Here is a 15,124-nt window from a genome sequence, read left to right as displayed (position 1 = left end):
GTCAGACCTCCTGGAGCACGGACGTGGCCTCGGCGTCGGCGCCGCCCGCGGTCGGTGGCACGGCCGCGTCCACGGGTGCGCTGCCGCCGACGGTGGGGGCCGGGGCCGGGCCGTGACCGTTCTCGAGCTTCGCGACGCGGACCGCGGCCACCTTGAACAGCGGCTGTTTGGAGACCGGGTCCCAGGCGGTGATGGTCAGCTCGTTCGCCGCCCGCGGGACCCGGTCGGCGCGCTCGACGTCGAAGTACCCGTAGTGGAACGGCACGAACACCACACCGGGGCGCACGTGCCCGATCCGGGCCCGGGCCTGGATGCCGCCCCGCGGCGAGGACACGCCGACGAGGTCGCCCTCGGCGATGCCGAGCCGGTCGGCGTCGGCCGCGTTGAGCTCGACCCAGGCGTCGGGGGCGGCCGCGTCGAGCTGCGGGGCGCGGCCGGTCTTGGTGCGGGTGTGGAACTGGTAGACGGTGCGCCCGGTGGTCAGCAGCAGCGGATATTCGTCGCTGGTGACCTCCGGCGACGGCTGGTAGTCCGTGGCGTGCAGGAACGCCCGGCCGCCGGGGCCTTGGCGCGGTACTCCGGCGGCGTGCACTCGGCCCCGGTGACCAGGTCGTGGCCGTAGGTCTCGCAGTAGTCGGGGTCGGTGTTGAAGACCCCGTCGGTGTAGAGGCGCTCGGTGCCCTCGGGGTTGGCCGCGTCGCACGGCCACTGGATGCCGCTGCCGCCGCGCAGCTTGTCGTAGGTGATGCCGGTGTAGTCGCACGGGCGCCCGGCCGAGCACCGCTTCCAGGCCTCGAACGCCTCCTCCGGGCCCTTCCACCGGATCAGCGGATCGCCGTCGCGGTCCCGGAAGTCCATCCGGCGGGCGTAGTCCAGGAAGATGTCCAGGTCGGAGCGGGCCTCGCCGGGCGGCTCGACGGCCCGCTCGCTGAGGTGGACGGTCCGGTCGACGCTGGTGAAGGTGCCGAGCTTCTCGCCCCACGTGGCGGCCGGCAGGACCACGTCGGCCAGCTCGGCGGTCTCGGTCAGGAAGAGGTCCTGCACGACGACGAACAGCCCGGGGTCGGCGAGGATGCGCCGGACCCGGGACAGCTCCGGCAGCGACACCGCCGGGTTGGTCGCGCTGATCCACAGCAGCTTGACGGAGCCCTGCTCGGCGTAGCGGAAGATCTGCATCGCGTGGGTCGGCGGCGCCCAGTGCGGGATCGTGCCGGGCTCCACGTTCCACAGCTCGGCGAGCTCGCGGATGTGCTCCTCGTTGTCCCAGTTGCGCAGGCCGGGCAGGTCGCCGTCGGCGCCGGACTCGCGGGTGTTCTGCGCGGTGGGCTGGCCGTTCATCTGGTAGATCCCGGCGCCCGGCCGGCCGATCTGGCCGCGCAGCAGGTGCAGGTTGTTGACCGCGCACGCCGCCGCGGTGGCCTGGTTGGACTGGTAGAAGCCCTGCAGCACGGTCGACAGCAGCCGTTCGGAGGTGCCGAGCAGCTCGGCCGCGCGCTCCACGTCGGCGGCGGGGATGCCGCAGATCTCGGCCACCCGCCGCGGCGGATAGCCCTCGACGGTCTTGAGCAGCTCGTCGAAGCCGATCGTGTGCGCGGCGACGTAGGCCTCGTCGTGCCGGCCGCGCCGGATGATCTCGCGGAGCAGCCCGTTCATGAGAGCCAGGTTGGTGCCGCTGCGCACGGCCAGGTGCAGGTCGGCCTCCCGCGCCACGGGGGTGCGGCGCGGGTCGACGGCGAGCATCGCCGGCGGGTCGGTGCCGCGGCGCCGGTCGAGCATCCGCATCCACAGCACCGTCTGCGTCTCCGCGACGTTGTGCCCCCACAGCGCGATCGCGTCGCACTCGTCGACATCGGTGTAGGAGCCGGGCTGCCCGTCGGTGCCGAAGCTGGCCTTGAGCGCGGCGGCGGCGGTGGCGGTGCACAGGCGGGTGTTGCCGTCCATGTGTGGAGTACCGATGCCGGCTTTGCCTATGACACCGAGGGTGTAGTACTCCTCCAGGAACAGCTGGCCGCTGGTGTAGAAGCCGAAGTGGCCCCAGCCGCCCGGCCCGCCGAGCAGCTCCTTCGACCGGGCGACGATCCGGCCCATCGCGGTGTCCCAGTCGGTCTCGACGAGCCGGTCGCCGTCGCGGACCAGGGGCCGGGTGAGCCGGTCCGGGCTGTTGTTGGCCTGCCAGCCGTAGAGGTCCTTGGGGTCGAGCCGGCCGTGGTTGACCCGGTCGGCCGCGCGGCCCCGGACCCCGGCGATGCGCCCGTCCTTGACGGCGATGTCCATCGCGTCGCCGTTGGAGTGCAGCACCGACGCGCTCTGATGCCAGCCGTCGACGTCGTCCTCGGCCAGGCCCGGCCGCAGGTAGGTGTCGACCCGCACCGGCCACCGCTGACCGGCCGCGTACGGCGTCCGCGGCCCCCAGGGGTCGGCGATCCGATCAACCATGGCGTACCTCCGGGACTCCGCTACCCGGGTGCCACACCGCCAAACGACAGCCCGACGATCGAGCGCCGCCGGATTGCTGGGCAGCAACTTTTGCGTCCATGGGCGCCAATGTCTTCATGATCGGTATAAGTATCGATTTGGTTACGGGGAGGGGCCGTACGCATTGATCCGTGTCACAGTTTTGGCCATTCGCGCGACCCGTCGTTCCCACAAGGAGACCTGTCGATGCCTGCGAGAAGTGGCCTGATCGTGGCCTTTGGTGCGTCCGTGCTGATGATGATGATGTCCGCGTGCGGCGGTGGTGATCCGGCGCCGGCCACCTCCGGGGGCGGCGGGGACATCAAGGACGGCGGTGAGTTGCGGGTCTACATCAGCGAGCCGCGGCACCTCGTCTCCACCACGACGACCGAGACGGAGGGCAGCGCCGTGGCGCGGTCCATCTACTCGGGTCTCATCAACTACGGCAACGAGGACTACAAGATCAACAACGTGATGGCCGAGTCGATCACCTCGACCGACAGCAAGACCTTCACGGTCAAGATCAAGGACGGCTGGAAGTTCCACAACGGCGAACCGGTCAACGCCGACGCCTACCTGCGCGCGTGGAACATCGGCGCCTACGCGCCCAACGCGCAGACCGGCTCGCACTTCTTCGAGCGGATCGACGGCTACGCCGACCTGCAGGGCACCGCGCCCAAGGCCAAGGAGATGTCCGGCCTGAAGAAGGTCGACGACACCACCTTCACCATCACGCTGCGCCAGGCGTTCGCGGGGTTCCCGGTCATGCTCGGCTACACCTCGTTCATGCCGATGGCCAAGGCCTGCGCCGACGACCTGAAGGCGTGCGACGAGGCGCCGATCGGCAACGGCGCGTTCAAGATGGACGGCAAGTGGGAGCACAAGCAGCAGATCAAGCTGGTGCGCAATGAGGACTACAAGGGCGACAAGGCCCACCTGGACAAGCTGACCTTCAAGATCTACGACAAGATCGACACGGCGTACAACGACATGCTGGCCGGCAACATCGACCTCATGCCGCGGCGCGTGCCGCCGACGAAGATCGCCGACGCCCGGGCCAAGTTCGGCACCCGGCTCATCGAGCAGCCCAGCCCCAGCTACACCTACCTCGGCGTGCCGGTCTACGTCGACGCCTACAAGAACAAGCTGCTGCGGCAGGCGATGTCCCTGGCCATCGACCGCAAGGCCATCGTCGACGCGGTCTACCAGGGCAGCTACACGCCGGCCAAGAGCTTCTCGCCGCCCAACTTCCCGGGCGGGCGGGACAACACGTGCAAGTTCTGCGAGTACGACGTGGACAAGGCCAAGCAGCTGCTGAGCCAGGCCGGCGGCTGGCCGGCCGGCAAGAAGGTCGAGCTGTGGTTCAACGCCGGCGCCGGCCACGAGACGTGGATGCAGGCCATCGGTGACCAGCTCAAGCGCAACCTGGGCATGGACTACGAGCTCAAGGGTCAGCTGCAGTTCGCCGAGTTCCTCACCACCCGCGACGCCAAGAAGTTCACCGGCCCGTTCCGGGGCAGCTGGACGCCGGACTACCCGCTCAACGAGAACTACCTCAAGCCCCTGTACGGCACCGGCGGCTCCTCCAACGGCCCCGGCTACAGCAGCACCGAGTTCGACAAGCTGATCGACATCGGTGACAACGGCAAGTCGCTCGAGGAGGCCGGCAAGCTCTACGGCGCGGCCGAGGACCTCCTCGCCGAGGAGATGCCGGGCATCCCGCTCTGGTACGAGAAGACCGCGATCGTCTACGCCGACGGCGTCACCGGCGTCGCGTACAACGGCATCCAGGGCATCGGTTACGCCAAGATCGGCTTCAAGAAGTAGCGCCCCGTCCGGGCCGCCCGCAGCCGGGCGGCCCGGACGCACATCCGGAGGTCTTCATTGGGGCGCTATCTCGCGCGCAGAATCCTGCAGTTCATCCCGACCCTGCTCGGCGCGTTGTTCATCCTGCACTACCTCATGACGCTGGGCATCCAGCTCAACGGCGACCCGGCCCGGGCCGTCTTCGGCGACCGCACGCCCACCGAGTCCCAGCTGCGCGCGATGCAGGAGCTGTTCGGCACCGACGACCCGTGCTTCCAGCGCACCGGCGACCCGTGCCTGGGCGTGTTCGTCGAGCGCCTGGGCAACATGGCGCACGGGGACTTCGGCGTCGACTCGCGCGAGCGGCCCGTGCTGACCCTCATCGCCGAGCACGCCCCGATCACCGCCCGGCTCGCGCTCATCGCGATCCTCATCGAGCTGCTCGCCGGCATCACCGCCGGGGTGCTGGCCGGGCTGCGCGGCGGGAGCTTCTGGGACTACCTCGTGAAGATCTCCACCACCCTGCTCATCTCCATCCCGATCTTCGTGCTCGGCTCGCTCAGCCAGCTCTACCTGGGCGTCGAGTTCGGCTCGTGGCTGCGGCGCAGCGGCGTCTCCTCGGCCCTCTCCGACCCCTTCTCCATCGCCTATCGCCCCGAGAAACCCTGGTCCAGCCTCCTGCTGCCCGGCCTGGTGCTGGCCACCCTCGCCCTGGCCACCACCGCGCGGCTGACCCGCACCAGCCTCATGGAGAACCTGCGCGGCGACTACGTGCGCACCGCGACCGCGAAAGGGCTCACCCGCGGCCGGGTCGTCGGCGTGCACGCGCTGCGCAACTCGCTCATCCCGGTCGTCACCAACCTGGGCATCAGCTTCGGCGGCCTGCTCGCCGGGGCCGTGGTCACCGAGGGCATCTTCAACATCCGGGGCATCGGCGGGCTGGTGTTCGGGGCCGTCCGCTTCGGCGAGGCCGCCACCGTGGTCTCCGTCGTCACCATCCTGGTGCTGGTGTACCTGCTGTTCAACCTCATCGTCGACGTGCTGTACGCCGTCCTGGACCCGAGGATCCGCCTTGACTGAGCAAGTGGAGTCGGTCGTCGGCAGCGACCCGGGCGCCGAAACCGGCATCGAGCGCAACGCGAGCCTCTGGGCCGACGCGTGGCGCGACCTGCGGCGGCGCCCCATCGCCATCCTGTCGTTCGTGGTCATCCTGCTGGTGAGCTCGATGGCGGCGGTACCGGGCCTGTGGACCCGGGCCGACCCGCGGGACTGCGACATCCGGCTGAGCAAGGTGAAGCCGAACGCCGCACACATCTTCGGCACCAACGAGCTGGGCTGCGACTACTACGCGATGACGATCCACGGCGCGCGGGCGTCCATCATCGTCGCGCTGTTCGCCACCGCGCTGGTCGTGCTGGTCGGCGGCCTCGTGGGCATGACCGCCGGCTTCTACGGCCGGTGGGTCGACTCGCTGCTGTCCCGGGTCACCGACATCTTCTTCGCGCTGCCGTTCCTGCTCGGCGCGCTGGTCTTCCTGTCGATGCTGCGCACCCAGTCGGTGTGGACGGTGGTGCTGGCGTTCGCCGCGCTGGGCTGGCCGACCCTGGCCCGGATCGTGCGGGCCAGCGTGCTGGCGACGAAGAACATGGACTACGTCCAGGCGGCCCGCTCGCTCGGGGCGAGCGACCGACGGCTGCTGCTGCGGCACATCCTGCCCAACGCGGCGGCCCCGGCCATCGTCGTGGCGACCATCGCCCTCGGCGGCTACGTCGCGGCCGAGGCGACCCTGTCCTACCTGGGCATCGGCCTGCAGCCGCCGACCATCTCCTGGGGCATCATGATCGCGCAGGGGGAGGGCTGGGTGACGTCGGGCTATCCGCACCTGCTGCTGTTCCCGGCCGCCTTCCTGTCGGTCACGGTGCTGGCGTTCATCCTGCTCGGCGACGCGCTGCGCGACGCCCTCGACCCGAAGCTGAGGTGATGGGCGTGTCCGACCTCTCCGCAGTACCAATGGAGGTCCTTCCGGGGCTGGACCCCGGCGCCGATCTCCTGGACGTGCGCGACCTGAAGGTCGAGTTCCGCACCCGCGACGGTGTGGCCAAGGCGGTCAACGGCGTCAGCTTCACCGTGCGCCCGGGCGAGACTCGGGCCATCCTCGGCGAGTCCGGCTGCGGCAAGAGCGTCACCGCCCAGGCGGTCATGGGCATCCTGGACACGCCGCCGGCCCACGTCACCGGCGGCGAGGTCCGCTACCGCGGGGTCGACCTGCTGAGGCTGCCGGCCGAGCAGCGCCGGCGCATCCGCGGCAACCACATCGCGATGGTCTTCCAGGACGCCCTGTCGGCGCTCAACCCCGTGTTCACCGTCGGCTTCCAGATCGGCGAGCAGTTCCGCAAGCACCGGGGCATGTCCCGCGCCGACGCCAAGCGCCGGGCGATCGAGCTGATGGACCAGGTGCGCATTCCGGCGGCGAAGCAGCGGGTGAACGAGTACCCCCATCAATTCTCCGGCGGTATGCGTCAGCGCGTGATGATCGCCATCGCGCTCGCGCTCGACCCCGACGTGCTGATCGCCGACGAGCCGACGACGGCGCTCGACGTCACCGTGCAGGCGCAGATCATGAGCCTCCTCGGTGAGCTGCTGCGCGACCGGCGGATGGGCCTGGTGCTCATCACCCACGACATGGGCGTGGTCGCCGACGTCGCCGACGACATCTCGGTGATGTACGCCGGGCGGATCGTCGAGGAGGCGCCGGTCCACGACATCTACGCCCGCCCGGCCCACCCCTACACCAAGGCGCTGCTCGAGTCGATCCCGCGGGTCGACGTGCAAGGGCGGCGGCTCAACGTCATCAGCGGGCTCCCGCCCACGCTGACCCGGGTCGCGCCCGGCTGCGCGTTCAACCCGCGCTGCCGCTACGCCCAGCCGGTCTGCCGCGAAGACCCCCCGCCACCCCTGTACGACGTCGGCCACCGGCGCACCAGCGCCTGCCACTTCCACGCGGCGGTGACCGGCGATGCCTGAGGTCGTGCTCGAGGTCAAGGACCTGGTCAAGCACTTCCCGCTGACCCGCGGGGTCGTCTTCAAGCGCCAGATCGGCGCCGTGCACGCGGTCGACGGCGTCAACCTGACCCTGCACCGCCACGAGACGCTCGGCCTGGTCGGCGAGTCCGGCTGCGGCAAGTCGACCCTCGCGAAGCTCATCATGGGCCTGGAGCGCCCGACGTCCGGTGAGATCCTGGTCCAGGGCCGCCCGCTGACCAAGACCGGCCGGCGCAACATCCAGATGGTGATGCAGGACCCCTACACGTCGCTCAACCCGCGGATGACGGTCGGCGACATCGTCGGCGAACCGTTCCAGATCCACCCCGACGTGGCTCCCCGCGCCGACCGCCGGCGCCTGGTCGGGGAGCTGCTCGAGCTGGTCGGGCTCAACCCGGACCACATCAACCGCTACCCGCACCAGTTCTCCGGCGGCCAGCGCCAGCGCATCGGCATCGCCCGCGCCCTGGCCCTGCGCCCGGAGATCATCGTGTGCGACGAGCCGGTCTCCGCGCTCGACCTGTCGATCCAGGCCCAGGTCATCAACCTGCTGGAGCGGCTGCAGGAGGAGCTCGGCCTGGCCTACATCTTCATCGCCCACGACCTGTCGGTGGTCCGGCACATCTCCGACCGCGTCGCCGTGATGTACCTCGGGAAGATTGTCGAGGCGGGCGCGGACACCGACATCTACGACCACCCGACCCACCCCTACACGCAGGCCCTGCTGTCCGCGGTACCGGTGCCCGACCCGGCCCGGCGCGGCCGGCGCCACCAGGTCATCCTCGAGGGCGACGTGCCGTCGCCGGCCGACCCGCCCAGCGGCTGCCGCTTCCGGACCCGCTGCTGGAAGGCCGCGGAGGTGTGCGCCGAGCAGGAGCCGGCCCTGGAGGTCCGGGCCGGCTCCGCCCATCCGAGCGCGTGCCACTTCGCGGAGGGCCGCGACGTCGTGCACGCCTAAGCGCTGAGGCCGCCGTCGCCGTCGACCTTGGTGTCCATGATGCCGTCCTCGTCGAGGTCGACCATGGTGACGTTGACGGCGCCGTCACCGTCGCTGTCGAGCTGGAACAGGTCCGCCTTGCCGTTGCCGTCGGTGTCGATGGCCAGGACGTCGTTGCGCCCGTCCCGATTGGTGTCGACGGCCAGCAGCTCGACGCGCTGATCGCCGCGGGTTTCCACAGAGTCGGTCATGCGCGGCATCCTACGGCTCAGCCCTTGGCGCAGGCGGCGCCGTTGAGGGTGAACTGCGCCGGCACCGCGTTCGTGCCGGTGTAGGACGCCTGGAAGCCGAACTGCGTGTTGCCGCCCGCGGGGATGGTGGCGTTGTAGGACGCGTTCGTGGCCGTCAGCGCGGTGCCCGACTGCGTGACGGTCGCGTTCCAGGCGTTGCTCACCGTCTGGTTGCCGGCGAAGGTCCACTTGAGCGTCCAGCCGGTGATCGGCGCGGTGCCCGTGTTGGTGACCGTCACGGTGGCGGTGAAGCCGGAGCCCCAGTCGTTGGGGGTGTATCCGACTTTGCAAGCACCGCCGGCCGGGGCCGAGGGCGACGATGAGCGCGAAGGCGAGGCCGAGATCGACCGGGACGGCGAGGGGCTGCTGGAGGTCGGGGGGTTGCCCCCGCTCTTGGAGACCATGTACGCCGAGTGCGCCTTGAACACCGACAGCTCCGGCGCCCCGTGCTTGACGCTGTAGTTGTCGCCGCCGGCCTGGGCGTCCGGGAACCACCAGAAGGCGCTGCCGGCGACGTCCTGGGTCTGCAGGTCGTTGTAGATGGACGTCCACCAGGTGCTGCGGTCCACGCCCATGGTGTTGAACTCGCCGAGGAAGAACGGCTTGCCGACCACGTTGTGCGAGTCGGCGACCCAGGCGTTGATCAGGGTGATCGTCTGGGCCAGGGTGAGGTTGGCCCAGCTCTCGTTCGGATACGGGTGCGCCGAGGTGAAGTCGATGTACGGCGACTGCTGGATCGCGACGAACGGGTTGCCCTCGTCGCCACCGAAGCCGTACTTGGTGCCGTGGCCCTCCAGGCCGGCGTCGACCATGTGGTTGCCGTCGATGCCCTTGATGTAGGAGGCCATGGTGTCGACCCACTTGCGCAGGGTGGTCCCGTTGACACTCTCGGACGTGCCCTGGCCCTCGTACCGCGGCTCGTTCATCAGCTCCCACGCGAACACGGCCGGGTCGTCCTTGTACTTGACGCCGGTGTAGTGGTTCGTGCGGTTGAGCGCGTACGACACGTAGTTCTTGTACTGCGTGAAGCAGCCCGGGCACGCGGACTCGTTGAAGAAGCGCCATCGGTTGGCCTGCCCCGTGCCCAGGCCCTCCCACGACAGCCGCGTGTCGATACCGCCGTACGCCTCCCAGTAGTTCTCGAAAACGGGAATCACGCGGATGTTGTGCTGCGCGGCCGAGTAGAGGATGTAGTCGAACTCGGCGAACTGCTGCTCGCTGTACACCCCCTTGCTGGGCTCGAAGCCGTGCCACTGCTCGTGGTCGAACATCCACGTGCGCAGTACCGTGACCCCGTCGGCGGCCATCTCGGCCATGTGGTTGTCGATGCGGGCCTTGTCCATCCACTGCGTCTCGGTGTCGCCGTAGCTGCCGCCGTAGGTGAACGTGTCGTAGACGTTGGCGCCGGCGAAGTAGTACGTGTGCCCGCCCAGGCAGAAGTGGATGCCGCAGCGGCTGACGAACCCGGCGGTGGCCGCGGATGCCCGCACGAGCGGCACCACGACCAAGGCCGCGATCAGGGCGGCACAGGCCGCGACGACGAACGCGAACCGGGACTTGTGCATGAGGGTTGCGCCTCCTGGTGTGGGCTACTGAACCGCTTCAGTAGGCCTACGCCGCACGTCCGTCGTCAACGAACGGGCGGCCGCGGCCCCCGCCACCTGTCCGGCGGGCCTGAAAGTTCCCCGGCCGCATCCACCGACCGGTTGACCCGCGGGGGTCGCGCGGCGGCCACGATGGCGATCGTGACCGATGCATATGCCATCGAGGCCAAGGGCCTGCGCAAGACCTACGGCGCCCACCAGGCGGTCGACGGGCTCGACCTCACCGTCGAACGGGGCGAGGTGTTCGCCCTGCTCGGGCCGAACGGTGCCGGCAAGACCACGACCGTCGAGATGCTGGAGGGCTTCCGCCGGCGCAGCGGCGGCGAGGTCCGGGTCCTCGGCGTCGACCCGCAGCGCCGCCCGCTGGACTGGCGCTCCCGGATCGGCATCGTGCTGCAGTCCACCGGCGAGTTCGAGGAGCTCTCGGTGCTGGAGGTGGTCCAGCATTTCGCCAGGTACTACCCGAACCCGGACCGGCCGGACCGGGTGATCGAACGGGTCGGGCTGCAGGAGAAGCGCAAGGACAAGGCCAAGGTGCTTTCCGGGGGGCAGCGCCGCCGGCTCGACGTGGCGCTGGGCATCATCGGCCGGCCGGAGCTGCTGTTCCTCGACGAGCCGACGACCGGCTTCGACCCGCAGGCCCGGCGCGAGTTCTGGGACCTGATCCGCGACCTCGCCGCGGGCGGGACCACGATCCTGCTCACCACGCACTACCTGGACGAGGCGGAGACCCTCGCGAACCGGGTCGGCGTGATCGCCCGCGGCCGGCTGATGGCGGTCGCCACGCCGGCGACGCTCGGCGGCCGGGGCAGCGCGGCGGCGAAGGTCCGCTGGACCGCCCCGGACGGCCCGCAGGAGCACGACACCGACACCCCGGCCACGTTCGTGGCCGACCTGGTCACCCGCTTCGGCGGCGAGGTGCCGGAGCTGACGGTCACCCGGCCGTCGCTGGAAGACGCGTACCTCTCGATGATTCAGGAGCCGGCATGACCCTCACGCTGCGTCTCGGGCTGCTGCGCAGCGGCCTGGAACTGCGCCAGTTCTTCCGCGGCCGGGAGTCGGTCATCTTCTCCTTCGCGCTGCCGATCCTGCTGCTGGTCGTGTTCGGCTCGGTCTTCGGCGGCGTCGACGTCGCGCCCGGGGTGACGCTGACGCAGTACTTCGTGGCCGGCATGATCGCCGCCGCGCAGCTCACCAACGGCTTCCAGACCCTCGCGATCCAGATTCCGATCGAGCGCGACCGGGGTGTGCTGAAGCGGCTGTACGGTGCGCCGATGCCGGCCGGCTCGTACTTCATCGGCAAGGTCGTGATGGTCTACCTCGTCGGCCTGGGCGGCTGCGCCCTCATGCTGGCCATCGCGACCGCGTTCTTCCACGTGTCGCTGCCGTCGACGGGCCGGCAGTGGTTCACGCTGCTGTGGGTGTCGCTGCTGGGCATCGCCGCCTGCACGCTGTGCGGGATCGCGTTCTCGTCGGTGCCGCGGGAGGCCAAGCGGGCGCCGGCCGTGGTCACCCCGGTCGCGCTGGTGCTCCAGTTCATCTCGGGTGTCTTCTTCGTGTTCACCGACCTACCCGGGTGGATGCAGCAGGTCGCCGCGGTGTTCCCGCTGAAGTGGATGGCGCAGGGCATGCGGTCGGTGTTCCTGCCGGACGCGTTCGCCGCGAACGAGCCCGCCGGCTCCTGGGAACTGGGCCGGGTCGCCGTCGTGCTCGGCGCGTGGGTGGTCGCCGGGCTGGCGCTGTGCCTGCTGACGTTCCGCTGGACCGGCCGGGAGGACAACTGACCAAAGCATTTTTCGCAGTGGTACCGGTGGATCGCCGATCAGCCTGAGAGCGTCACCACGTCCGGCGCCAAGCCGATCCGGCCGGTGATCCAGCGGTGGAACAGCACACAGCCGGCCACGTCCGGATCGTTGCGCCCGGCGCAGTTGGCGGCCCCGCTGTCGAGGCCGACCACCCGGAGCGTCATCCACACGACGCCGGTGTCGCATCCCCGACCCGGGCCCGATCCACCTGCGCCGGCCGGAGGTGCTGCGCCGGCTCGACGACGCGAGCGCCCGGCCCGTGACGCTGGTCTGCGCGGGACCCGTCTACGGGAAGTCGGCGCAGCCGCCGGGACACGCTGCTGGCGCAGGCCGCGGACGCGTGGCTGGCGACCGGCGCCGGCTGGGCACCCGGACCAACGCGTACCTGCGGGTCCGCCTGTCCGGGGCACTGTCCACGGTGCGCGCCGTCCTGGACCCCGGCCGGCGCTTCCCGGCGGACCACTTCATCGGGGCCGACAAGACGAGCATCGGCCTCGGCGCCCTCGACGTCGAGGTGCTCGCCTTCCTGCGGGCCACCGGCGACGCGCTGCGCGGCGGGGACGGCTCCGGCCGGCGGGAGGCGCTGCGCGACGCGGCGACCGGATACCGCGGCGACTTCCTGCACGAGGACCCGTACCTCGACTGGGCCGCACCCCTTCGCGACCAGGCCCGGGCCCGGTACCTGCATGTGGTGCGCGCGCTCGCCGAACTCGCGCTCGCCGCGGCCGACGTGGACGAGGCGGTGGAGCACCTGCTGCGCCTGCTCGAACACGACCCCTACGACGAGGCCGCGCACCTGCGGCTGATGGCGGTGCTGCGGGACGCGGGACGGCACGGTGAGGCCCGCCGCGCGTACCGCCGCTACGTCCTGCGGATGACCGACCTCGGTGTGACCCCGGCCCGGGGCTGAGCGTTCGTGCGCCTGATCGGCCGACCAGCCGGAGCGCCCTTCTCACGGTCGTCTCAGATTCGCTCGGTAGGAAGTCCGCATCAGACAAGGGATGTACCGCATGGAGGAGGCTCGTGATGGCAGTCGACGCAGCGCCGTCCGCCGCGAGGCCGGCCGGTCGGTTGGCCGGCCGGTGGGTGCCGTGGTTGGTGATCGGCTTGTGGGTGGTGCTGGCGGCGGTCATCGTGCCGCTGAGCGGAAAGTTGAGCTCGGTCACCACGGACCGGGCCGTGGACACCCTGCCGGCCGGGGCCGAGTCCACGAAGGTGGCGGTGCTGGAGGACAGCCTCCCTGGCGGCGAGGACAACACGTTCGTCTTCGTGTACCACCGCGCCGGGGCCATGACGGACGCCGACCGCGCGACGGTCGAGCGGCACTACGACACCCTCACCAAGCGGTACCCCCCGAAGATGGCGGCCCCGGCCGGTGAGGACGGCGACGGCCCACCGGCGCGACCCTCCACCGACGGCCGGGCGATGATGTTCACCCTCGACGTGAGCACGACCTACGGCGCACCGGAGACCCTCGTCGGCCCGTTGCGGGACGCCGCGAAGGACCGCCCCGCCGGCCTGGAACTCGACGTGACCGGTCCGGCCGCGATCGACGGCGACATGGACGCCGTCTTCGACGGCATCGATCTGCAGGTCTTCCTCACCACGGTCATCGTCGTCACGCTCCTGCTCATCCTCACCTACCGCAGCCCGGTGTTGTGGTGCATCCCGCTGGTCGTCGTGACCGCGGCCGCATTGACCTCGATGGCGACCGTCTACCTGCTCGTCAAGGGCTTCGGCATCGTGATCAACGACCAGAACTCGGCGTTGCTGACGATCCTGGTCTTCGGCGTCGGCACGGACTACGCGCTGCTGCTCATCGCTCGATATCGGGAGGCGCTGCACCACCACGAGAACGTCCGGGTCGCGATGGTCCACGCGCTGCGCGGCGCGGCGCCGGCGATCGTCGCGTCCGCCGCCACCGTGGTCGCCGGCCTGCTCTGCCTGCTCGTCGCGGACCTGAACAGCACCAGCGGGCTGGGCCCGATCGGTGCGGCCGGCATCCTGTGCGCGCTGGTGGCGATGCTGACGCTGTTCCCGGCGGTACTGGTGGTGCTCGGCCGGTGGATCTTCTGGCCGGCCATCCCGCGGTTCAGCACGACCGTGGTGGAGAAGCCGGGACTGTGGGGACGGCTCGGCACCACCATCAGCCGCCGCCGGTGGGTGGCGACGCTCGGCTCGCTCGGCATCCTCGGCGTGCTCGCCGCCGGGCTGTCGGGCAACACCGGCGCCTTGCGGGAGCAGGACCAGTTCCTGTCCGCGCCGGAGTCGGTCACCGGCTTCGCCGTGCTCCGCCAGCACTTCCCGGAGCTCGGCGGTCAGCCGATGACGATCTTCACGCGGCCGGCCTTCCAGGAGCGGGTGCTCGACGTCGTCAAGGGCACTCCAGGCGTGGCCATGGCGATGCCGGGTCAGACCAAGGGCGGCTGGTCCGACATCTCCGTGTTCCCGAAGGACGCACCGGACACGGTCGCGGAGTACGACACGATCAAGCGGGTGCGCACCGCCGTGCACGCGGTGCGCGGGGCGGAGGCGATCGTCGGCGGCCCGAGTGCGGAGAACCTCGACACCGAGGTGACCACCAGCCGCGACGAGCGGCTGGTGATCCCGCTGGTGCTGACGGTCGTCCTGATCGTCCTCGGGCTGCTGCTGCGCGCGATCGTGGCCCCGCTGATCCTGATGGCCACCGTGGTCGTCTCGTTCGCCGCCGCCTTCGGCGGCAGCGTGTTCGTCTTCGACACGATCCTCGGGTTCAAGGGCATCGACTACGCGGTGCCGCTGCTGGCATTCCTGTTCCTGGTGGCGCTCGGCGTGGACTACAACATCTTCCTGACCAGCCGGGCCCGGGAGGAGACCGTCCGTCTCGGCACCGGCGACGGCATGCGCAAGGCCCTCTCGGCCACCGGCGGTGTCATCACCTCGGCCGGCCTGGTCATGGCGGCCACGTTCGCGGTCCTCGTCTCGCTCCCGCTGGTGATGCTGGTCGAGGTCGGGTTTCTGGTCGCCTTCGGCGTGCTGCTCGACGCCCTGCTGGTGCGGTCGGTCCTGGTGCCCGCGCTCACCCTGCTGATCGGCCGGCGGATCTGGTGGCCGAGCCGGCTGTCCCGCCCGCCGGCGGAGCCGCCGAGCGGGCGGCCCGCGCCGGCCGGCGACGAGGAGCCCGCGCTGCAACGGTGAGCGCGGCCG

Annotated in this window: 14 protein-coding genes; 9 read left to right on the top strand and 5 right to left on the bottom strand. The window is 70.5% G+C overall.

All coding sequences use genetic code 11. The features are described from left to right. Nucleotide 1: 1 nt before the first annotated feature. Both ACIA8L_RS25880 and ACIA8L_RS25875 read right to left on the bottom strand, forming a co-directional pair. Nucleotides 2–592 carry a molybdopterin oxidoreductase family protein gene (locus ACIA8L_RS25880; RefSeq protein WP_395908871.1) on the bottom strand — a complete coding sequence of 197 codons (591 nt, stop codon included), beginning with the start codon at nucleotides 590–592 and terminating at the stop codon, nucleotides 2–4. Then, a complete protein-coding gene (locus ACIA8L_RS25875; protein ID WP_395908869.1) occupies nucleotides 481–2,436 on the bottom strand; it encodes a molybdopterin-dependent oxidoreductase in 1,956 nt (651 codons plus the stop codon). The genes ACIA8L_RS25880 and ACIA8L_RS25875 overlap by 112 nt, the downstream gene beginning before the upstream one ends. A 225-nt stretch (nucleotides 2,437–2,661) precedes the next feature. Here ACIA8L_RS25875 and ACIA8L_RS25870 point away from each other — a divergent pair, with 225 nt between their 5' ends. The 5 genes from ACIA8L_RS25870 to ACIA8L_RS25850 are packed head-to-tail and all read left to right on the top strand — an operon-like array spanning nucleotide 2,662 to nucleotide 8,260. Then, nucleotides 2,662–4,281: an ABC transporter substrate-binding protein gene (locus ACIA8L_RS25870; RefSeq protein ID WP_395908867.1), complete on the top strand. Its 1,620-nt coding sequence runs from the start codon at nucleotides 2,662–2,664 to the stop codon at nucleotides 4,279–4,281. Between the two features lie 57 nt (nucleotides 4,282–4,338). Further along, nucleotides 4,339–5,340, top strand: coding sequence for an ABC transporter permease (locus tag ACIA8L_RS25865; protein WP_395908865.1), 1,002 nt, complete (start codon nucleotides 4,339–4,341; stop codon nucleotides 5,338–5,340). Further along, the gene (locus ACIA8L_RS25860; protein ID WP_395908863.1) at nucleotides 5,333–6,241 is read left to right on the top strand and encodes an ABC transporter permease; all 909 of its coding nucleotides are present in this window, start codon (nucleotides 5,333–5,335) and stop codon (nucleotides 6,239–6,241) included. Before ACIA8L_RS25865 ends, ACIA8L_RS25860 begins: the two co-directional genes overlap by 8 nt. Continuing rightward, nucleotides 6,241–7,284 carry an ABC transporter ATP-binding protein gene (locus ACIA8L_RS25855; protein WP_395908861.1) on the top strand — a complete coding sequence of 348 codons (1,044 nt, stop codon included), beginning with the start codon at nucleotides 6,241–6,243 and terminating at the stop codon, nucleotides 7,282–7,284. Before ACIA8L_RS25860 ends, ACIA8L_RS25855 begins: the two co-directional genes overlap by 1 nt. Then, nucleotides 7,277–8,260 (top strand): ABC transporter ATP-binding protein, encoded by a 984-nt coding sequence (locus tag ACIA8L_RS25850; RefSeq protein WP_395908859.1) that lies wholly within the window; start codon nucleotides 7,277–7,279, stop codon nucleotides 8,258–8,260. The genes ACIA8L_RS25855 and ACIA8L_RS25850 overlap by 8 nt, the downstream gene beginning before the upstream one ends. Here the strand turns inward: ACIA8L_RS25850 and ACIA8L_RS25845 are convergent. Both ACIA8L_RS25845 and ACIA8L_RS25840 read right to left on the bottom strand, forming a co-directional pair. Next, nucleotides 8,257–8,490 (bottom strand): hypothetical protein, encoded by a 234-nt coding sequence (locus tag ACIA8L_RS25845; protein ID WP_395908857.1) that lies wholly within the window; start codon nucleotides 8,488–8,490, stop codon nucleotides 8,257–8,259. The two genes, ACIA8L_RS25850 and ACIA8L_RS25845, sit on opposite strands and share 4 nt — an antisense overlap. Nucleotides 8,491–8,507: 17 nt before the next feature. Continuing rightward, entirely contained in the window at nucleotides 8,508–10,094 is a 1,587-nt protein-coding gene (locus ACIA8L_RS25840; protein ID WP_395908856.1) for a cellulose binding domain-containing protein, read from the bottom strand. Nucleotides 10,095–10,265: 171 nt separating this feature from the next. On the opposite strand from ACIA8L_RS25840, the gene ACIA8L_RS25835 reads away from it, so the two are divergent. Together ACIA8L_RS25835 and ACIA8L_RS25830 are read left to right on the top strand one after the other, a co-directional pair. Then, a complete protein-coding gene (locus ACIA8L_RS25835) occupies nucleotides 10,266–11,123 on the top strand; it encodes an ABC transporter ATP-binding protein (protein WP_395908854.1) in 858 nt (285 codons plus the stop codon). Next, nucleotides 11,120–11,917: an ABC transporter permease gene (locus tag ACIA8L_RS25830; protein WP_395908852.1), complete on the top strand. Its 798-nt coding sequence runs from the start codon at nucleotides 11,120–11,122 to the stop codon at nucleotides 11,915–11,917. The genes ACIA8L_RS25835 and ACIA8L_RS25830 overlap by 4 nt, the downstream gene beginning before the upstream one ends. Before the next feature lie 38 nt (nucleotides 11,918–11,955). Here the strand turns inward: ACIA8L_RS25830 and ACIA8L_RS25825 are convergent, their stop codons facing one another. Beyond that, nucleotides 11,956–12,102 carry a hypothetical protein gene (locus tag ACIA8L_RS25825; protein WP_395908850.1) on the bottom strand — a complete coding sequence of 49 codons (147 nt, stop codon included), beginning with the start codon at nucleotides 12,100–12,102 and terminating at the stop codon, nucleotides 11,956–11,958. Between the two features lie 176 nt (nucleotides 12,103–12,278). Between ACIA8L_RS25825 and ACIA8L_RS25820 the strand changes: the two genes are divergently transcribed. After that, complete coding sequence (locus tag ACIA8L_RS25820) at nucleotides 12,279–12,848, top strand: bacterial transcriptional activator domain-containing protein (RefSeq protein ID WP_395908848.1); 570 nt, start codon at nucleotides 12,279–12,281, stop codon at nucleotides 12,846–12,848. Nucleotides 12,849–13,036: 188 nt separating this feature from the next. After that, a complete protein-coding gene (locus tag ACIA8L_RS25815) occupies nucleotides 13,037–15,115 on the top strand; it encodes an MMPL family transporter (protein ID WP_395909046.1) in 2,079 nt (692 codons plus the stop codon). Nucleotides 15,116–15,124: the final 9 nt, after the last annotated feature.

This window comes from Dactylosporangium sp. NPDC051541, from assembly GCF_044454505.1.
In the GTDB taxonomy this organism is placed as follows: Bacteria; Actinomycetota; Actinomycetes; order Mycobacteriales; family Micromonosporaceae; genus Dactylosporangium.
This window is presented reverse-complemented; position numbering and strand designations above follow the sequence as displayed.